Source organism: Verrucosispora sp. WMMA2121, assembly GCF_027460185.1.
Taxonomy (GTDB): domain Bacteria; phylum Actinomycetota; class Actinomycetes; order Mycobacteriales; family Micromonosporaceae; genus Micromonospora; species Micromonospora palythoicola.
The window spans coordinates 1,621,226-1,639,933 of sequence record NZ_JAPZBH010000004.1 but is presented as its reverse complement, the minus strand read 5'-3'; the positions used below and the strand labels follow the sequence as shown (position 1 = coordinate 1,639,933).

The window sequence follows — 18,708 nt, the reverse complement described above, 5'->3', positions numbered from 1 at the left end:
AGCCGAACATGCAGCAGATGCTGAAGCAGGCGCAGAAGATGCAGCAGCAGATCGCCAAGGCGCAGGCTGAGCTGGCCGAGGCCGAGGTGACCGGTACCGCCGGCGGTGGCCTGGTGACCGCGGTCGTCGCCGGCTCCGGCGAGGTCAAGAGCATCAAGATCGACCCGAAGGCCGTCGACCCGGACGACGTGGAGACCCTTGAGGATCTCGTCGTCGCCGCGCTGCACAACGCCAGCGAGGCGGCCCGCGAGCTGACCGAGCAGAAGATGGGCCCGGTCGCGGGCGGGATGGGCGGCCTCGGCCTGCCCGGGTTCTGAGCCCACAGATGTACGAGGGCGCGATCCAGGATCTGATCGACGAGCTGGGCCGGCTGCCGGGCGTTGGGCCCAAGAGCGCCCAGCGGATCGCCTTCCACGTGCTGTCCGCCGACCCGGCGGACGTCAACCGGCTGGCCGGCGCGCTGCGCAAGGTCAAGGAGCTGGTGCGGTTCTGCACCGGCTGCTACAACGTGGCCGAGTCCGACACGTGCCGGATCTGCCGCGACCCGCGCCGCACCGGCGAGGTGATCTGCGTGGTCGAGGAGCCGAAGGACGTGGTGGCGATCGAGCGGACGGGTGAGTTCCGCGGCCGGTACCACGTGCTCGGCGGTGCGATCAATCCGCTGGAGGGCATCGGGCCGGACAATCTGCGCATCCGCGAGCTGATGACCCGTCTCGGCGGCGGTGAGGTGCGGGAGTTGATCCTGGCCACCGACCCGAACACCGAGGGCGAGGCGACCGCCACCTACCTCGCGCTGATGGTGAAGCCGATGGGGATCGCGGTGACCCGGCTGGCCAGCGGGCTACCGGTCGGCGGCGACCTGGAGTACGCCGACGAGATCACCCTGGGTCGGGCGTTCGAGGGCCGTCGCGCCGTCTGAGGACGTTTCGCATCCACTGTGGTTTCTAACATGTGGGCCGGCCGGTCGACAGTCGATGTAACAAATCCGCATCACTCAAACCGGACAAAAAGTCTCTTTGCTGGTCGTCTGTGCTGGCCTTTCGTGGCCGTCTCAGCGATTAAGACACGATCCGGTACCAACCGCTTCGGCAGCCATTTCCCGCCGGTCCGAACGGGAGCTAAGGTCACGGCCATCGGTGACCCTGTCACCACGTTGTCCGTACCCCCAAGGACGAGGTGAAGCACCATGCGTGCATCCAGGCCGAAGGTCGCTATCGCGGCCGTGGCGGCCGCGGCCCTCGCGGTAGCAGGCTGTGCCGAGAGCGACCGCGAAGGTTCCAGCGGTAGTAGCAAGGACACCCTGGTTTTCGGCGTCGCCGGAGACCCGAAGGTGCTCGACCCCAGCTTCGCCAGTGACGGTGAGTCGCTGCGCGTGGCCCGCCAGGTGTTCGAGACGCTGGTCCGCCCGGAGGAGGGTGGCACCAAGGTCAGCCCCGGCCTCGCCGAGTCGTGGGAGCCGGACGCCGCCGGTACGACCTGGACGTTCAAGTTGCGTTCCGGCGTGAAGTTCCACGACGGCACCGACTTCAACGCCGAGGCCGTGTGCGTCAACTTCGACCGCTGGTACAACGCCAAGGGCCTGATGCAGAGCCCGGACGTGACCGCGTACTGGCAGGACGTCATGGGTGGCTTCGCCGCCAACGAGGACGACACTCTCGGTGAGAGCCTCTTCAAGTCCTGCTCCGCCACCGACCCCACCACGGTCGCGCTGACCTTCAGCCGGGTCTCCAGCAAGATCCCGGCCGCCCTGATGCTGCCGTCCTTCTCCATGCACAGCCCGAAGGCGCTCCAGGAGTACGACGCCAGCAACGTCTCGGGCAGCGCGGACGACATCAAGTACCCGGCCTACGCGACCGCGCATCCGACCGGTACCGGTCCGTTCAAGTTCAAGACCTGGGACATCGCGAACAAGACGCTGACCCTGGAGCGGAACGAGGACTACTGGGGCGACAAGGCCAAGCTCAAGAGCCTGATCTTCAAGACCATCTCGGATGAGAACGCCCGCAAGCAGGCGCTGCGCGCCGGCGACATCCAGGGCTACGACCTGGTCGGCCCGGCCGATGTCCAGCCGCTCAAGGACGAGGGCTTCAACCTCCTGACCCGCCCGGCCTTCAACATCCTCTACCTGGCCATCAACCAGAAGGGGAACCCGAAGCTGGCGGACCTGAAGGTCCGGCAAGCGCTCGCCCACGCCATCAACCGGCAGGCGCTGGTCGACTCGAAGCTGCCCCCGGGTGCTCAGGTCGCGGTGAACTTCTTCCCCGACACGGTCGAGGGCTGGAACGGCGACGTCACCAAGTACGAGTACGACGTCGAGAAGGCGAAGTCGCTGCTGGCCGAGGCCGGCGCGTCGGACCTGACCCTGCGGTTCCACTACCCGACCGAGGTCACCCGGCCCTACATGCCGAACCCGAAGGACCTGTTCGAGCTGGTCTCGGCGGACCTCCAGGCGGCCGGCATCAAGATCGAGCCGATCCCGCTGAAGTGGAGCCCGGACTACCTCAACGCCACCACCTCGGGCAGCGAGCACGACCTGCACTTCCTCGGCTGGACCGGCGACTACGGTGACGGTTACAACTTCATCGGCACGTTCTTCGACCGGCAGAAGGACGAGTGGGGCTTCAACAACAAGGCCCTGTTCGACAAGTTCCGGCAGGCCGACACCACCGCAGACCAGGCGGCCAAGGTGGCGCTCTACAAGGAGTTGAACGCCGACATCATGAACTTCCTGCCCGGTGTGCCGATCTCGCACTCGCCGCCGGCAATCGTGTTCGGCAAGGACGTGACCGGGGTCAAGGCGAGCCCGCTCACCGACGAGCGGTTCGCCACCGCGGAGTTCAAGTCCTGATCTGACGCACCGACCACGGGCGGGCGCTGTGACTCACAGCGCCCGCCCGTGATCCCTTGCCCCCTTCCGAGGCCGCCGTGTTCCGGTTCATCGTCAGACGCCTGCTTCAGTTGATACCCACGCTGTTCGGGCTTTCCATCCTGTTGTTCATCTGGCTCCGGCGACTGCCCGGAGGTCCCGAGACCGCCATTCTCGGCGAGCGGGGCACGCCCGAGATGCGTGCCGCGATCCGCCGCAATCTCGGTCTCGACGAGCCGATCCTGATCCAGTACGGCCGGTTCGTCCGTCGGATGATCCGCCTCGACCTGGGCACGTCCATCTCGACGAAGCGCGAGGTGACGACGGAGTTCCTGCAACGATTCCCCGGCACCGTCGAGCTGACCATCACCGCGATGGTGATCGCGGTCGGCATCGGCATCCCGCTGGGCTACCTGGCCGCCCGTCGTCGTGGCCGGTTCCTCGACCACGCCTCCGTCGGCGGCTCGCTGATCGGCATCTGCATCCCGGTCTTCTTCCTGGCGTACATCCTCAAGGCGATCTTCTCGGAGAACCTCGGTTGGTTCCCGTCCAGCGGCCGGCAGGACCCGACGATCGGCGCCACCCGGATCACCAACTTCTTCGTCCTCGACGGGCTGATGACCCGGGAATGGGACGCGGCTGCCGACGCGCTCATGCATCTCGTGCTGCCGGCGCTCGCCCTGGCCAGCATCCCGCTGGCGATCATCGTCCGGATCACCCGGGCCAGCGTGCTCGAGGTGCTCAACGAGGACTTCGTGCGTACCGCCGAGGCCAAGGGCCTCACCGAGAACGTGGTCCGCCGCCGGCACGTGCTGCGCAACGCCATGCTGCCGGTGGTGACCTCGATCGGTCTGCTCACCGGTGGCCTGCTCTCCGGCGCGGTGCTGACCGAGACGGTCTTCGCCTTCAGCGGGATCGGCGCCTTCCTCGCCGACTCCATCGACCAGCGCGACTACCCGGTCCTGATGGGCTTCATCATGATCATCGCGGTGGTGTACGTGCTGGTGAACCTGATAGTGGACCTCTCCTACAGCCTGATCGACCCGAGGGTGAGGGTCCGATGACGACAATCGGTGGCAAGAAGCGAGAGAAGATCGACCGACTCGCCGAACTGGCCGCCCGCGACGAGGAGCGGGGGGTGAGCCTCTGGCAGGACGCCTTCCGCCGGCTGCGGCGCAACCCGGCCGCCATCATCGGCGCGGTCATCCTCACCGTCTTCGTCCTGGTCGCGCTGATCGGTCCGTTCCTGGTGCCGTACGGGCCGACGGACACGATGGGCATCCGGGAGGGCGTCATCAAACCGGGGGTCATCCCTGGAGCCTCCAGCGAGCACTGGTTCGGTTACGACCACCAGGGTCGGGACGTCTTCAGCCGCATGATCGTCGGGGCCCGGCAGACCCTGCTGGTCGGCGTGGTGGCGACCCTGATCGGTCTCGCCGTCGGCGTGCTGATCGGCGGTGTCGCGGGTGCCGCCGCCGGCCTCGGCGGGCGCTGGGGCCGTTGGGTCGACAGCACCCTGATGCGGTTCATCGACATGCTGCTGGCGCTGCCGAGCCTGCTGCTGGCGGTCAGCATCGCCGCACTGCTCGGACCGAGCCTGACCACGGTCATGATCGCGGTCGGCATGGTGTCCGTGCCGGTCTTCGCCCGGCTGCTGCGCGGCTCGATGATCGCCCAGTCCAACAGCGACTACGTGCTGGCCGCCACCTCGCTCGGGGTACGCAAGTCGAAGATCGCCCTGGCCCATGTGCTGCCCAACTCGCTCGCCCCGGTCATCGTCCAGGCGACGCTGACCCTGGCCACCGCGATCATCGAAGCGGCGGCACTGTCCTTCCTCGGGCTCGGCAACCCCGATTCGGCAACCCCGGAGTGGGGCGTCATGCTCGCCGACGCGCAGGATCAACTGGGCGTCCGGCCCGAGCTGGCCATCTACCCGGCGGTCGCCATCATCATCACCGCGCTGGGGTTCACCCTGCTCGGTGAGTCGATGCGTGAGGCCCTCGACCCGAAGCTGCGGAAGTAGGCGTGCCGAGCATGAGAAACGCGCACGTGACCTCCGTGGCTGTGAACGAAAGGGCGGTGCGGCATGGCACTGCTTGATGTCGAAGATCTTTCCGTCAGCTTCGCCCGGCGCGGCCAGCGGACCGTACGGGCCGTGGACGGGGTGTCCTTCTCCGTGGACGCGGGCGAGGTGGTCGGCCTGGTCGGTGAATCCGGTTGCGGCAAGTCGGTCACCTCACTGGCGATCATGGGTCTGCTGCCCAGGCAGCCCGGCCTCCGGGTGACCGGTAAGGCCGTCTTCGACGGCACCGACCTGCTCCAGCTCGACGAACGGTCGCGGCGGGACATCCGGGGCCGGGACGTCGCAATGATCTTCCAGGATCCGCTGTCCTCGCTGAACCCGGTGGTGCCGATCGGCATCCAGGTGACCGAGGTGCTGACCCGGCACCGTGGGATGAGGGGGGAGGCGGCGGCGAAGGAGGCGGCGCAGCTGCTGGACCGGGTCGGCATCCCCGACCCGAAGCGGCGGCTGAAGGAGTATCCCCACCAGCTCTCCGGCGGGATGCGCCAGCGCGCCCTGATCGCGATGGCGGTGGCCTGCCAGCCCCGGCTGCTCATCGCCGACGAGCCGACGACCGCCCTGGACGTCACCATCCAGGCGCAGATCCTGGAACTGCTGAAGGACCTGGTCCGGGACTCCGGCACCGCGCTGGTGATGATCACGCACGACCTGGGTGTGGTGGCCGGGATGTGCGACACGATCAACGTGCTCTACGGCGGGCGGGTGGTGGAGACCGCGCGGCGGCGTCCGCTGTTCCGTCAGCCTCGGCACCCGTACACCGTGGGGCTGCTCGGCTCGGTGCCGCGCCTGGACGCGGGACGCGGTGAGCGGCTGAACCCGATTCCGGGCTCGGTGCGGGATCTGCTGCCCTGGCCGGACGGCTGCGCCTTCGCCCCGCGCTGCGGCCGCCGGGTGGATGCCTGCGTCGGCGAGCCACCGGAACTGGTGCTGACCCACGACGGTCGCAGCTACCGGTGTGTCAACCCGGCCCCGCTGCCGGGTCTGACGCCCGGCGGCGAGGTTCGGGCGGCGGTACCGGGGCAGGCGACCCCGGGTTCGGTGCCCGCGCAGGCGGTGCCGGACGAACCACCGGCCGTGCCGGGCCTGGCCGCCGCCCCCAGCGAGGAGGAGACACCGTGACCGGACCGGACACCCTGGTCGAGGTACGGGACCTGAAGGTGCACTTCCCGATCAAGCGGGGGGTGCTGTTCGACCGTACGGTCGGCCATGTCAAGGCGGTCGACGGCGTCGACCTGCGCATCGCGCGGGGCAGCACGTACGGTCTGGTCGGCGAGTCGGGCTGCGGGAAGTCAACGCTCGGGCGGGCGCTGCTCCAGCTCACCCCGCCGACCGCCGGCGAGGTGAGCTTCGACAGGGTCGAGCTGACCACGCTGGCGCCGAACAAGCTGCGCGCGATGCGTCGCCGGATGCAGATGATCTTCCAGGACCCGATGTCCAGCCTCGATCCCCGGCAGAACGTCGAGTCCATCCTCACCGAGGGGCTACAGGCGCACGGCATCGGTGGTGACCGGGACGGTCGTCGCAAGATCATCGCTGAGACGCTGGACCAGGTCGGGCTGCCCCGCTGGGCGCTCTCCCGCTATCCGCACGAGTTCTCCGGTGGCCAGCGGCAACGCATCGGCATCGCCCGGGCGCTGGTGCTGGGGCCGGAACTCATCGTCGCCGACGAGCCGGTCTCCGCCCTCGACGTGTCGATCCAGGCCCAGGTGGTCAACCTCCTCGACGAACTCCAGGACAACCTCGGCCTGACCTACCTGGTGATCGCGCACGACCTGGCGGTGGTCCGGCACATCTCCGACACCGTCGGGGTGATGTATCTGGGCGCTTTGGTCGAGGAGGCGCCGAGCGAACGGCTCTACACCGAACCGCTGCACCCGTACACCCGGGCGCTGATGTCGGCGGTGCCGGTGCCCGACCCGGACGTCGAGGATCGCCGGGAGCGGATCCTCATCGCCGGCGATCTGCCGTCACCGGCCAACCCGCCGTCAGGCTGCCGCTTCCACACCCGGTGCCCGTGGGCGCAGCCGACCCGCTGCGCCGACGAGCGGCCCCAACTGCGGGAGATCGGCGACAGTCGGGTGGCCTGCCACTGGGCCGAGCAGATCGCCAGCGGGGAACTGCGTCCGCACAAGGTCAGCGTGCAGATCACGCGGCCGGCGGGCGAGGGCGAGGAGCCCTCGGTCGTCTCCGCCCCCACCGAACCCGGCTCCTTCGTGTAGTTGTTCGTGCCGGCGGGCCCCTGCTGACCGAGAGCGTCCGAAGGGGCCCGCCTGACACTGCGTGTCGCCGGTCCGCCGAGCCGTCATCGTGCCGCGATCAGCCTTCGGGCCGGTGCAGCAGGCCGACGGCGATGTCGTGCACCGCGTCCAGGCCGGCGGCGTCGGGAAGCGGTGCGCTGCCGCCGGTGACCGCGTACCACTCGTCGGCGTCCTTGTACTGCACGTGCAGGCTGACCCGCCCGTCGGCGAAGTCGGTGCGCAGGGTCAACTCGCCGGTCACCACACCGACCTCGTCGGTCATCACGCCGCCCGGTCCCGGCACGATGTCGGCGGTGCGGCTCCGCGGGCCGGTGGCACCGCCGGCGTCGGCGGTCATCCCGGCGCCCGGCACCTCCACCGCACCCGCGGGGGCACCGTCCGCGGTCATGCCGGCCGTGGCCGGGCCGGGACTGCCGGTCGCCGCCGCCGCGTCCTCGCCGCCCGGGTCCGGCGTACGCTCGGGCGCCGGCGCACCGTCGGCGCCGGTTACGGCTTGCTCTCCCATGTGCAGCCCTCCAACATGTCGGCCAGCTCAGCCTGCTCGGCGCTCGTCACCGTCAGCCGCCAGTGGTGCTTCACCGCCACCCAGTCCCCGGCATATTGGCACCAGTATGACCGGTTTGACGGCTTCCACTGGGACGGGTCCTGGTCACCCTTTGCCCGGTTCGACGAGGCGGAAACCGCGAAGAGCTGCGGGCGGTCGAGGTCGTTGGCGAAGTCTCCGCGCTTCGAGTCGTCCCATTCGTCGGCACCGGAGCGCCAGGCGTTGGCGAGCGGCACCATGTGGTCGATGTCCACGTCGGAGGGGTCGGTGAAGGTGCGGCCGTCGTAGACGCTCTCCCACCTACCACCGACCACGTTGCAGCCCGAGTGCTCGATGGCCTTGCCGTCACGTTCCAGCACGGTGTCGCGCACGTCGCAGTTCTGGCCGGTCTTGCGCCAGTGCGGGAAACGGTTGCGGCTGTACCCGCGCATCGAGCCCGCCTCGGCGACGGTCAGCTCCGCGAGCATCTGGTTGATGTTGCCGCCGCCGGTCGGCGGAGTGACCGGCTCCTGCTCAAGCGGGACGCAGCCGGCCGCGCCGAGGGTCAGCGCCGCGACGAGCGCGAGCGCCACCGGGGCGCGCGATCCTGATCTGGTACGCACAGACGACACCTTTCCAGCTTGCGGGCTTCCGGCGATCCCGCACAGTACCCGGCCAGGGTTTCGGCGTTTCGTGGTGTCTGGCGGATGGTGCACGGCAGATTGGTGGGCATGCCCGAACACACGTCCGCCCTCCGCCTGCGCAGCAGTGCCGGCCGGGGCACCCTGGCCGCCGCCGTGCTGGCCTCCGGCATGGTCTTTCTGGACAGCACCGTGGTCAACGTGGCGCTGCCCCACCTCGGTGCCGATCTCGGCGCGTCGGTGTCCGGTCTCCAGTGGACCATCAACGGCTACCTGTTGACCCTCGCCGCGTTCGTCCTGCTCGGCGGCGCGCTGGGGGACCGCTTCGGGCGTCGTCGGGTGTTCCTGCTCGGCGTGGTCTGGTTCACCGCCGCCTCCGTACTGTGCGGGCTGGCGCTGCGCACCGACTGGCTGATCGCCGCGCGGTTCCTCCAGGGTGCGGGGGGTGCCCTGCTGACCCCGGGATCGCTGGCGCTGCTTCAGGCCAGCTTCCATCCCGACGACCGGGCGAAGGTGATCGGAGCCTGGTCGGGACTTTCCGGCGTCTCCACCGCGCTCGGGCCGTTCATCGGTGGTTGGCTCATCGACGCCCTCTCCTGGCGGTGGATCTTCTTCCTGAACGTGCCGCTGGCAGTGCTCGTGGTGCTGGCGACGCTGCGCTGGGTGCCCGAGAGCCGGGACGAGAACGCGTCCCGCAAGCGCGGAACCCGCCAGTTCGACGTGGCCGGCGCCCTGCTCGGCGCTCTCGCCCTGGCCGGTGTCACGTACGCCCTGGTCGATGCCCCCGACCGGGGCCTGGGTTCACCGGCGGTGGTGGCGGCGGCCCTGGCCGGGGTGGTGGCCGCGGTGGTGTTCGTGGTCCTGGAGCGGCGGCGGGGGGAGACGGCGATGCTGCCCACCGGGCTGTTCCGCAGTCGGTTGTTCTCGGTGCTGAACTTCTTCACCGTGCTGGTCTACGCCGCTCTCGGCGGGTTCACCTTCTTCATCGCCGTCTACCTGCAGAACGTGGTCGGTTGGTCGGCTCTGCTCACCGGCCTCGCGCTGCTGCCGATGACTCTGTTGCTGCTGGTTGGCTCGCCGCTGACCGGTGCGTTGTCGACGCGGATCGGTCCCCGGTTGCCGCTGACCGTCGGGCCGGTACTGGCCGCCGTCGGGCTGCTGATGCTGCGCGAGATCGAGCCGGGGGCGTCGTACTGGGGGCAGGTGCTGCCGGGGGTGGCGATCTTCGGAGTCGGGCTGACCCTGGTCGTGGCGCCACTCACCGCCTCGGTGCTGGCCGCGGTCGACGACCGCTTCGCGGGCGTGGCCAGCGGCTTCAACAACGCCGCCTCGCGGGTCGGTGGGCTGCTCGCGGTGGCGGCCCTGCCGCTGCTGGTCGGGCTCACCGGCACCGGGTACGAACAGCCCGCCGAACTCACCGCCGCGTACCGTGGCGCGCTGCTCTGGTGTGCCGGTCTGCTGCTGGCCGGGGCGCTCATCGCCGCCCTGCTGGTCCACCGGCCGGCCCGTCGCCCGCCACCGGCCCAGCCCTGTCACTCGATGCCGGTCTCCACGCCACGGAGATGACGCAGGGCCCCGCACGCTGGTGCGGGGCCCTGCCGGCGGATCAGCCGCGGGCGCGGTTGACGGCGCTGGTGACCGCCTTGATGGAGGCGGTGACGATGTTGGCGTCCATGCCGACACCCCACACCGTGTGCCCCTGCACCTCGCACTCGACGTACGCGGCGGCCTGGGCGTCCCCACCGGAGGAGAGCGCGTGCTCGTGGTAGTCGAGCACGCGTACGCTCACCCCGGCCGTGCCCAGCGCGTTGACGTACGCGTCGATCGGGCCGTTGCCGATCGCGGTGATCGAGCGCTCCTGCCCACCGGTGTGGAGCTTGGCGGTGATCTCGACCTTCCCGTCGGCGGTACCGATCGTGTAGTCGGACAGCGCCACCGCGGGGTCGCGCTGGTGGTCGAGCAGGTACTGCCCGGCGAAGATCTGCCACATGGTGGCCGGGTCGACCTCGCCGCCGTCGTGATCGGTCACCTGCTGCACCACGCCGGAGAACTCGATCTGGAGCCGGCGGGGCAGGTCGAGCTGGTGCTCGGTCTTCATGATGTACGCGACGCCGCCCTTGCCGGACTGCGAGTTGACCCGGATCACCGCTTCGTAGCTGCGGCCCAGGTCCTTCGGGTCGATCGGCAGGTACGGCACCGCCCAGGTGAACTCGTCGACCGGCACCCCGGCCGCCGCCGCATCGGCCTCCAGCGCGGTGAACCCCTTGTTGATGGCGTCCTGGTGGGAGCCGGAGAAGGCGGTGTAGACCAGGTCGCCGGCGTACGGGTGGCGCTCGTGCACGGGCAGCTGGTTGCAGTACTCGACGGCCCGCTTGATCTCGTCGATGTCCGAAAAGTCGATCATCGGGTCGATGCCCTGGGAGAACAGGTTCAGCCCCAGGGTCACCAGGTCGACGTTGCCGGTGCGCTCACCGTTGCCGAACAGGCAGCCCTCGATCCGGTCCGCCCCGGCGAGCAGGCCCAGCTCGGCGGCGGCCACGCCGGTGCCCCGGTCGTTGTGCGGGTGCAGGCTGAGCACCAGGCTGTCGCGGCGGGGCAGGCGTCGGTGCATCCACTCGATCGAGTCGGCGTACACGTTCGGCGTGGCCATCTCGACGGTGGCCGGCAGGTTGATGATCAGCTTGCGGTCCGGGGTTGGGTCGATCACCTCGATGACCTTGGCGCAGACCTCCAGCGCGTACTCCAGCTCGGTGCCGGTGTAGGACTCCGGCGAGTACTCGTAGAAGATCTCGGTGTCCGGGGTGTGGATCTCCGCGTACTTCTGGCAGAGCCGGGCACCGCTGGTGGCGATGTCGGTGATGCCGTCCCGATCCAGCCCGAACACCACCCGGCGTTGCAGGGTGGAGGTCGAGTTGTAGAAGTGCACGATCGCCCGGCGTGCCCCACGCAGTGACTCGAAGGTGCGGTCGATCAGGTGTTCCCGGCACTGGGTCAGCACCTGGATGGTGACATCCTCGGGGATCAGATCCTGCTCGATCAGCTGCCGGACGAAGTCGTAGTCGGTCTGGCTGGCCGACGGGAAGCCGACCTCGATCTCCTTGTAGCCCATCTGCACCAGGAGCTGGAACATGCGGCGCTTGCGGTCCGGCGACATCGGGTCGATGAGCGCCTGGTTGCCGTCGCGCAGGTCGACCGCACACCAGCGCGGCGCGGTCTCGATGTGCCGGGTCGGCCAGGCCCGGTCCGGCAGGTCGATCCGGAACTGCTGCCGGTACGGCTGGTAGCGGGCGTACGGCATCCGGCTCGGACGCTGCCGGGCGAACGGATCGGAGTCGATGTCGGTGGTGCCGGCTGAGTGAGCCATGGCGGAATTCTCCCGTGGTCATGTGACGTCAGCGATGGAGGTCGGCGGCGAGGCCGAGGAGGATCCGGGAACTGCTGGCGGCGCGGTTCGACTCCGCGACGAGGTGCCGGCCGTCAGGCCTCGTCGCGGCGACCAAGGAGAAGGTGCACCTGCCACATGACAGAGTGACACTACGTGCTGGACGTCAGGTCTGGGAAGGGTCGTCCGGGATGTGGGACCAGGCACGCGGCGTGATCCTCAACGCGTGAGGTCCGGGCAGGTCAGCATCAGTTCGGCGAGTGGCCGGCGACGGCGTAGCGAGGTCTCGCGGACCAGCAGGTCGGCCGGGAGGCTGAACGGGTCGCCGAGCTGCCCGATCGCCGTCACGACGGACGGTTCCACGTCGGCGGGCAGATCGAGGTCGGCGACCAGGCCGGGTCGGTCGAGGTCGGTCACCTGGCGGACGTGCAGCCCGAGCGCGGTGGCCTGCACGGTCAGGTGGGCCACGGCCTGCCCCAGGTCGTACGCCGCGAACGGGTTGTCGGTGGCGTGCCGCGCGGCGAGCAGCAGGAGGCTGGCCCGGCCGGCCCACCGCTGTTCGCCCGGTGGCAGGTTGACGAGGATCCGCTTGAAGGTCTCGTCCTCGCGGTGCCCGACGGCGAACCGCCACGGTTGGCGGTTGCCGACCGAGGGTGCCCACCGTGCCGCCTCCAGCAGGGTCGTCACCTCGGCCGAGGTCAACTCCGCGACCGGGTCGAAGGAGCGGGGGCTCCAGCGGAAGGCGAGCAGCGGAGTGAGATCGGTCATGGGAAGAGTGTCCCGTATGGGCGATTTAGCACACGGGTCCGGGTGGTCAAATGTGGGCAAGGACACCCGTAACGGGATGGTCGTCAGGGCGTTCCCACGTGCCCGCCGCTACTGGGTCGGCTCCGGGCCGGCGGGTGTGGTCGGGTCCACCGGCGCGGCCATGCCCAGCGGCTCACCCTCGACGACCGGGCCGGGCAGTTGGACCGTGCCCGGGGCCGGTTCGGGCGGGCCGGCCAGCGTCAGCGTGCCGAACGCCGCCCGTACCGCCGTCGGTGTGCCGTCGGCGTCGAAACAGTAGATGCCGACATCCAGCGGTGGATTGATCGACGCCGCGGTGGTCTCCACCGAGTAGCAGTTGCCGGTCGCCTCGGGCAGTGCCATGGCCGGCGACACCGACAACGGGGCGCGCCGGTCGGTGAGCACGTCGAGCCAGTCGGTGAACGGGTGCTGCACCCGGGGATCCAGTCGGCGCGGCAGCGTGTCGTCGGGCTCGCCGAGGCGTACGCAGCTGGCCGGTTCAGGTCGGGCCGCCGACGGCAGCCCGCACTGGAACAACCCGTCCGCGATGGCGGCCAGCGCGATGTCGGCGGTGCCGCCGAGCGCCCCGCCCGGCACGTCCACCCGCCAACTGCCGTCGTCGGCGCTGGTGAAGACGATCAGGCGGTCGGCGGTCCCGCCCACCCGCAACGTGTACCGGGCGACCAGGTGCCGGTCCTGGGCGGCGGCCGCGAGGGCGGCCAACTCGTCCCGGGCCGCGTCCGGGCCGGCCGGGCGCGGTGGGACGGTCGGGGCCGGCGCGGGGTCGGCCGGCGGATCGGGCGAGCAGGCGGCGAGAAGTGCGGGCACGGCGAGCGCGAGCGCGGCGATCAGGTGGCGGTTCGGATGATGGGCGGCGGGCATCCGGTCATTCTGGGTGTTCGGCCGGGCTCGGCACAGCCCCGGGACGGCCGGCGTTCCCAGCGTGTCGCAGGCCACTGCCGTCGTGCCTGCGGGCCGGATCGTGGGATCACCTGACCTGGCGGTCAGAGACGCCCGATACCCTGAGGTCGTCCGACCCGCGCCGCCGGCCCCGGTGCCGGCGGCGTCGGCACGCTCAGGGCAACCGGGAGGGAGTGCACCGTCGTGGCACTCGTGGTGCAGAAGTACGGCGGGTCCTCCGTCGCCAACGCCGAGCGGATCAAGCGGGTGGCCGAGCGCATCGTCGCGGCCCGCAAGGCCGGCGACGACGTGGTCGTGGTGGTCTCCGCGATGGGCGACACCACCGACGAACTGCTCGACCTGGCCAACCAGGTGAGTCCGTTGCCGCCCGGGCGGGAGCTGGACATGCTCCTCACCGCCGGCGAGCGGATCTCCATGGCGCTGCTCGCCATGGCGATCCACAACCTGGGCTACGAGGCCCGTTCGTTCACCGGCTCCCAGGCCGGCGTGATCACCACGTCGGTGCACGGCCGGGCACGGATCATCGACGTCACCCCGGGGCGCCTGAAGGGCGCCCTGGACGAGGGGGCCGTGGTCATCGTCGCCGGCTTCCAGGGCGTCTCGCAGGACACCAAGGACGTCACCACCCTCGGCCGGGGCGGGTCCGACACCACCGCCGTGGCGCTGGCCGCGGCGCTGCGGGCGGACGTCTGCGAGATCTACACCGACGTCGACGGGGTGTTCACCGCCGATCCGCGGATCGTGCCCAACGCCCGGCACATCAGGCAGATCACCTACGAGGAGATGCTCGAGCTGGCCGCCTGCGGCGCCAAGGTGCTGCACCTGCGTAGCGTGGAGTACGCCCGGCGGGCCGGACTGCCGATCCACGTCCGATCGTCATACTCGACAAACACCGGCACCATGGTCACCGGATCGATGGAGGAGCTCTCTGTGGAGCAGGCACTGATCACCGGGGTCGCCCACGACCGCAGCGAGGCCAAGATCACTATCGTCGGGGTGCCCGACGAGCCCGGCGCCGCCGCGCGGATCTTCGACACCGTCGCGGGCGCTGAGATCAACATCGACATGATCGTGCAGAACGTCTCCACCGAGGGCACGGGTCGCACGGACATCTCGTTCACGCTGCCGAAGACCGACGGTCCGACCGCGATGGCCGCCCTGAGCAAGATCCAGGAAGTGCTGAACTTCAAGGGTCTGCTCTACGACGACCACGTCGGTAAGGTTTCCCTGATCGGCGCGGGGATGCGGTCGCACCCCGGAGTGGCCGCCGGCTTCTTCGCCGCGCTTGGCCAGGCCGGGGTGAACATCGAGATGATCTCGACCTCGGAGATCCGCGTCTCGGTGGTCTGCCGGGACACCGACCTCGACGCGGCGGTCCGGGCCATCCACGAGGCCTTCGACCTCGGCGGCGACACCGAAGCCGTGGTGTACGCGGGGACGGGGCGGTAGCCCGGGTGGCCAGGCTGCCCACCCTGGCCGTGGTCGGGGCGACGGGGGCCGTCGGCACCGTGATGTGTGAGCTGCTCACCGGGCGGCGCAACGTCTGGGGCGAGATCCGGCTGCTGGCCTCCGAGCGCTCCGCCGGCCGGCGGGTCCGCTGCCGGGGCGAGGAGCTGACCGTCCAGGTGCTCACCGAGGAGGCGCTCGACGGCGTCGACGTGGCAATGTTCGACGTGCCGGACGAGGTCGCCGCCCACTGGGCGCCCGTCGCGGTCGACCGTGGGGCAGTCGTGGTGGACAACTCGGGCGCCTTCCGGATGGACCCAGACGTGCCGCTGGTGGTGCCCGAGATCAACCCGGAACAGCTACGGAACCGCCCCCGGGGGATCGTCGCCAACGCCAACTGCACGACGCTTGCGATGATCGTCGCGGTCGCCCCGCTGCACCGCGAGTACGGCCTGCGGGAGCTGGTGCTCGCCTCGTACCAGGCGGTCTCCGGGGCCGGTCAGGCCGGTGCGGACGCGCTGCACGACCAGCTGGCGAAGGTGGCCGGTGACCGGCTGCTCGGCTCGCGTACCGGCGACGTGCGGCAGGCGGTCGGCGACGAACTCGGCCCGTTCCCCGCGCCGCTGGCGCTCAACGTGGTCCCCTGGGCGGGCTCGCTGGCCGATGGCGGCTGGTCGTCCGAGGAGATGAAGCTGCGCAACGAGTCGCGCAAGATCCTCGGACTGCGTGACCTCAAGGTCTCCGCCACCTGCGTACGGGTACCCGTGGTGACCGGGCACTCGGTCGCGGTGCACGCCGTCTTCGCCACCGAGATCGACGCCGAGGGCGCCCGTGCCGTGCTGCGCAACGCGCCCGGAGTGATCGTGGTCGACGATCCGGCGTCCGGCGAGTTCCCGATGCCGATCGACGCGGTGGGCACCGACCCGTCCTGGGTCGGCCGGATCCGCCGCGCCGTCGATGACCCACGCGCCTTGGACTTCTTCGTCACCGGCGACAACCTCCGCAAGGGCGCCGCCCTCAACACCGCCCAGATCGCCGAACTCCTCGCCAAAGACCTGACCCACCCCTGACCCCCAAACCCCTCCCCTCCTCCCCATGGCCTGGGTCGATCATGAAGTTGTTGTCACCCGGGAGCGCTCTCCGCCGCAATAACTTCATGATCAACCCGGCGGGGTGGGGTGGGTGGGGCGGGGCGAGGTGGGGGGTGGGGTGGGGTGGGGTGGTTAGGCGGCGGAGAGGTGGACGCCGTCGCGGCCCTGGCGTTTGACCGCGTAGAGGGCCTGGTCGGCGCGGCGCAGGGCGAGTTCAGGTGGCTCGCCGGGGCGGGGGAGAGCCACGCCGACGCTGATCGTGCGGCCCACCCGGCGGGCCGCCTCGGTCAGCCGTTCCGCGACGCGTACCGCCTCCTCGGGGCGACTGACCTCGATCACCGCGACGAATTCGTCCCCGCCGATCCGGTACAACTCGTCGCCCTGGCGCAGCGCATCCTCCAGGGCCCGGGCGAGTCCGATCAGCACCCGGTCACCCGCCTGGTGGCCGTACGTGTCGTTGACGGTCTTGAAGTCGTCCACGTCGATCGCCAGCAGTGCGGTGCGGCCCGGCGTCACGGTGGCGATCCGCTGCCCGAACGGGCCGGTGTGCCGCAGCCCGGTCAGCGGGTCGGAGCTGGCCTGCTCACGCAGCCGTTCCAGGGTGCGTAGCCGGTCCAGCAAGCCCCATGCCTGCCCGGCCAGCAGCTCCAACAGGTTGACCGTGGTCGGGTCCGGCCGCAGTAGCCGCTCGTCGGCGACCAGCAGCACCCCGCCGCGTTCCGGTGGCCCGAACGGCACCGCCACCAGGGTGCTGACGCCCGCCCGCACCAACGGCTGATGCTCGTCGGTCGGTGGATGGCCGGCCTCGCCGAGCGTGTAGCCGGCGCCGTAGCGGTGGGCCCGGTCGATGACGCGTCCGATGGCCGGGGCGGCCAGGTCGGCCAGCTCCGTGCGCATCCGGGTCTCCAACTCACCCGGTGCGACCGTCGGGGCGCCGAGTCGCGGCCCACCCCGGCCACCGAGCAGCAGCACGGCGGCGGCGAGGGTCGACACGTCCCGGGCCGCCGCGATCGCGGCCGTCATCAGCTCCCACTCGGTGGTGGCGGCGGTCATCGCCGAGACGTGCCGGAGCAGCTTCTCGCTGCGGCTCTCCGCCGGTCCACCGAGCGCCGAGATCCGGGTGCCGAGGCGGGCGGCGACCTGTTCGGCGACCGTCTGCCAGGAGCCGAGGTCGGCCGGCCCGGTCCACTGCAGGTCGAGTACGCCGATGGTCCGGCCCGCCGGGTTCAGCACCGGTACGCACACCTCGGCGGTGACGTCGGGGCGTACCGGGATGTGCGCGTCGTCGACGGCGACATCCGGGACGACGGCGGAGCGTCCAGCGGTGTAGACCCGGCCCACGATGCCGGCGTCCGGTGCGACGGCGGCGAAGACCTGCCAGGAGCCGGTGGCGGCGACACACCGCAGCCGGCCGTGCACGTGCAGCAGGACGGCGATCGTGGCGGGCGTGTACCGGGCGAGGGCGTCGACGGCCGCATCGCAGACCTCGGCGACGGTCGACGCCATGGGCAGGCGGACCGTGACGTCACGGATGACTTTCTGGTGATCCACTCGCACGTCGTCCCAGGTCGGATCCGATCCCGGTGGCGCCGGGTCGCGGATCAAGCGTACTCACGCGGAACTGGGAGCCGGCTGTGGTCGTACACATGTGCTATCCACAGGGTGTGGACACGGCCGGTGGGGCCACGCGCGGGGCGCGACGGCGATAGCGTGGGGATCTCAGGTCGAGTGGAGGCCCGATGCTCATCGCCCACCTCAGCGATCCGCACCTGACCACCGGCGTCCTCGGTGCCGAGCCGGCCGCTGGCCTGCACCGGGCGCTCGGCCGGGTGCTGGCGCTGAACCCCCGGCCCGACTGCGTGGTCATCACCGGCGACCTGGCCGATCACGGCCGTCCCGACGAGTACGCCGTGCTGCGCGAGGTGCTCGGGCGGTTCCCGCTGCCGGTGCACCTGGTCACCGGCAATCACGACGACCGCGAGTCGCTGCTCGACGCCTTCGGGGGCACACCCTGGCTCGGCGGTGGCTTCTCCGCGTACTACCAGGTCGATCACCCCGGTGCGACCGTGCTGGTGCTCGACTCCCTGGTCCCCGGCTCGGACGGCGGGCGGCTCGGCGCGGAGCAGCTCGCCTGGCTGGACGGCGCGCTGGCCGCGCGCCCCGACGTGCCGGCCGTGGTCTGCCTGCACCATCCGCCGGTCGAGGTCGGCATCCCGGTCGCCGACGCGATCCGGCTCGCCGACGGTGCCGAGCTCGCCGAGGTGCTGCTCCGGCACCCCCACGTGGTACGCGTCGCCGCAGGCCACCTGCACCGTCCGGTGACCGCGACCTTCGCCGGCACGGTGCTGTCGGTGGCGCCGAGCACCTGGCGACAGTGCACGCTGACCATGAGCGACGACGAGCGGATCGGGTGGGTCGCCGAGCCGACCGCGCTGCTGCTGCACCTGGTGTCCCGGTCGGGCTGCGTCACGCACACCGTCCAGGTGAGCCACACCGCCGGGATGACCTGCGGCTTCTGAACCGTCCGAGGGTTGGTGGCGGCCGGTGCCAGACCCGTGCCCGGCACGGACGGACGGCTACCCCGAAGAGTGACCGAGGGCCATGCCCGACGGTCCGAAGTGGACGCCGAAGGCGTGAGCCGACGAAGCGGTTCGGCCGGCTGATCTTGATCGTGAGGCGGGCCCGATCGGTCGGACCGGGCGATTCCAGCG

At 70.5% G+C, this 18,708-nt stretch carries 17 protein-coding genes; 11 read left to right on the top strand and 6 right to left on the bottom strand.

Annotated elements, in window-relative coordinates:
* Positions 1-8: 8 nt before the first annotated feature.
* From O7605_RS08315 to O7605_RS08285, 7 genes are all read left to right on the top strand, one after another.
* On the top strand, positions 9-317 hold the full coding sequence (locus O7605_RS08315; RefSeq protein WP_269738761.1) for a YbaB/EbfC family nucleoid-associated protein: 309 nt from the start codon (positions 9-11) through the stop codon (positions 315-317).
* Between the two features lie 8 nt (positions 318-325).
* Complete coding sequence (recR, locus tag O7605_RS08310; protein ID WP_269738622.1) at positions 326-919, top strand: recombination mediator RecR; 594 nt, start codon at positions 326-328, stop codon at positions 917-919.
* 267 nt (positions 920-1,186) lie between these two features.
* Entirely contained in the window at positions 1,187-2,848 is a 1,662-nt protein-coding gene (locus tag O7605_RS08305; RefSeq protein ID WP_269738621.1) for an ABC transporter substrate-binding protein, read from the top strand.
* A gap of 77 nt (positions 2,849-2,925) precedes the next feature.
* Positions 2,926-3,930: an ABC transporter permease gene (locus O7605_RS08300; protein ID WP_269738760.1), complete on the top strand. Its 1,005-nt coding sequence runs from the start codon at positions 2,926-2,928 to the stop codon at positions 3,928-3,930.
* Positions 3,927-4,889 (top strand): ABC transporter permease, encoded by a 963-nt coding sequence (locus O7605_RS08295; RefSeq protein ID WP_269738620.1) that lies wholly within the window; start codon positions 3,927-3,929, stop codon positions 4,887-4,889. Before O7605_RS08300 ends, O7605_RS08295 begins: the two co-directional genes overlap by 4 nt.
* A gap of 63 nt (positions 4,890-4,952) precedes the next feature.
* On the top strand, positions 4,953-6,068 hold the full coding sequence (locus tag O7605_RS08290; RefSeq protein WP_269738619.1) for an ABC transporter ATP-binding protein: 1,116 nt from the start codon (positions 4,953-4,955) through the stop codon (positions 6,066-6,068).
* A complete protein-coding gene (locus O7605_RS08285; protein WP_269738618.1) occupies positions 6,065-7,168 on the top strand; it encodes an ABC transporter ATP-binding protein in 1,104 nt (367 codons plus the stop codon). Before O7605_RS08290 ends, O7605_RS08285 begins: the two co-directional genes overlap by 4 nt.
* A 97-nt stretch (positions 7,169-7,265) precedes the next feature.
* On the opposite strand, the gene O7605_RS08280 is transcribed toward O7605_RS08285, so the two are convergent.
* Positions 7,266-7,712, bottom strand: a complete 447-nt coding sequence (locus O7605_RS08280) for a hypothetical protein (protein WP_269738617.1) — start codon at positions 7,710-7,712, stop codon at positions 7,266-7,268.
* Positions 7,694-8,353, bottom strand: coding sequence for an HNH endonuclease family protein (locus O7605_RS08275; protein ID WP_164450038.1), 660 nt, complete (start codon positions 8,351-8,353; stop codon positions 7,694-7,696). The genes O7605_RS08280 and O7605_RS08275 overlap by 19 nt, the downstream gene beginning before the upstream one ends.
* Positions 8,354-8,461: 108 nt before the next feature.
* On the opposite strand from O7605_RS08275, the gene O7605_RS08270 reads away from it, so the two are divergent.
* Positions 8,462-9,937, top strand: a complete 1,476-nt coding sequence (locus O7605_RS08270; RefSeq protein WP_269738616.1) for an MFS transporter — start codon at positions 8,462-8,464, stop codon at positions 9,935-9,937.
* A 40-nt stretch (positions 9,938-9,977) separates the two neighbouring features.
* Here O7605_RS08270 and leuA read toward each other — a convergent pair whose 3' ends face one another.
* From leuA to O7605_RS08255, 3 genes are all read right to left on the bottom strand, one after another.
* Positions 9,978-11,735, bottom strand: coding sequence for a 2-isopropylmalate synthase (gene leuA, locus O7605_RS08265; protein ID WP_269738615.1), 1,758 nt, complete (start codon positions 11,733-11,735; stop codon positions 9,978-9,980).
* 237 nt (positions 11,736-11,972) lie between these two features.
* Complete coding sequence (locus O7605_RS08260) at positions 11,973-12,521, bottom strand: nitroreductase family protein (RefSeq protein WP_269738614.1); 549 nt, start codon at positions 12,519-12,521, stop codon at positions 11,973-11,975.
* 108 nt (positions 12,522-12,629) lie between these two features.
* Positions 12,630-13,421, bottom strand: a complete 792-nt coding sequence (locus tag O7605_RS08255; RefSeq protein ID WP_269738613.1) for a hypothetical protein — start codon at positions 13,419-13,421, stop codon at positions 12,630-12,632.
* Between the two features lie 222 nt (positions 13,422-13,643).
* On the opposite strand from O7605_RS08255, the gene O7605_RS08250 reads away from it, so the two are divergent.
* Both O7605_RS08250 and O7605_RS08245 read left to right on the top strand, forming a co-directional pair.
* The gene (locus tag O7605_RS08250; RefSeq protein WP_269738612.1) at positions 13,644-14,909 is read left to right on the top strand and encodes an aspartate kinase; all 1,266 of its coding nucleotides are present in this window, start codon (positions 13,644-13,646) and stop codon (positions 14,907-14,909) included.
* Between the two features lie 5 nt (positions 14,910-14,914).
* A complete protein-coding gene (locus O7605_RS08245; protein WP_269738611.1) occupies positions 14,915-15,976 on the top strand; it encodes an aspartate-semialdehyde dehydrogenase in 1,062 nt (353 codons plus the stop codon).
* A gap of 153 nt (positions 15,977-16,129) precedes the next feature.
* On the opposite strand, the gene O7605_RS08240 is transcribed toward O7605_RS08245, so the two are convergent.
* Positions 16,130-17,548 (bottom strand): GGDEF domain-containing protein, encoded by a 1,419-nt coding sequence (locus tag O7605_RS08240; protein WP_269738610.1) that lies wholly within the window; start codon positions 17,546-17,548, stop codon positions 16,130-16,132.
* A gap of 188 nt (positions 17,549-17,736) precedes the next feature.
* Here O7605_RS08240 and O7605_RS08235 point away from each other — a divergent pair, with 188 nt between their 5' ends.
* Positions 17,737-18,516 (top strand): phosphodiesterase, encoded by a 780-nt coding sequence (locus tag O7605_RS08235; protein ID WP_269738609.1) that lies wholly within the window; start codon positions 17,737-17,739, stop codon positions 18,514-18,516.
* Positions 18,517-18,708 lie beyond the last annotated feature (192 nt).

What these genes read in the sequence shown, in the direction of transcription:
- O7605_RS08315 (WP_269738761.1), top strand. Translation starts at nt 9, where the DNA reads ATGCAGCAGATGCTGAAGCAGGCGCAGAAGATGCAGCAGCAGATCGCC.
- recR (WP_269738622.1), top strand. Translation starts at nt 326, where the DNA reads ATGTACGAGGGCGCGATCCAGGATCTGATCGACGAGCTGGGCCGGCTG.
- O7605_RS08305 (WP_269738621.1), top strand. Translation starts at nt 1,187, where the DNA reads ATGCGTGCATCCAGGCCGAAGGTCGCTATCGCGGCCGTGGCGGCCGCG.
- O7605_RS08295 (WP_269738620.1), top strand. Translation starts at nt 3,927, where the DNA reads ATGACGACAATCGGTGGCAAGAAGCGAGAGAAGATCGACCGACTCGCC.
- O7605_RS08290 (WP_269738619.1), top strand. Translation starts at nt 4,953, where the DNA reads ATGGCACTGCTTGATGTCGAAGATCTTTCCGTCAGCTTCGCCCGGCGC.
- O7605_RS08280 (WP_269738617.1), bottom strand. Translation starts at nt 7,712, where the DNA reads ATGGGAGAGCAAGCCGTAACCGGCGCCGACGGTGCGCCGGCGCCCGAG.
- O7605_RS08270 (WP_269738616.1), top strand. Translation starts at nt 8,462, where the DNA reads ATGCCCGAACACACGTCCGCCCTCCGCCTGCGCAGCAGTGCCGGCCGG.
- leuA (WP_269738615.1), bottom strand. Translation starts at nt 11,735, where the DNA reads ATGGCTCACTCAGCCGGCACCACCGACATCGACTCCGATCCGTTCGCC.
- O7605_RS08260 (WP_269738614.1), bottom strand. Translation starts at nt 12,521, where the DNA reads ATGACCGATCTCACTCCGCTGCTCGCCTTCCGCTGGAGCCCCCGCTCC.
- O7605_RS08255 (WP_269738613.1), bottom strand. Translation starts at nt 13,421, where the DNA reads ATGCCCGCCGCCCATCATCCGAACCGCCACCTGATCGCCGCGCTCGCG.
- O7605_RS08235 (WP_269738609.1), top strand. Translation starts at nt 17,737, where the DNA reads ATGCTCATCGCCCACCTCAGCGATCCGCACCTGACCACCGGCGTCCTC.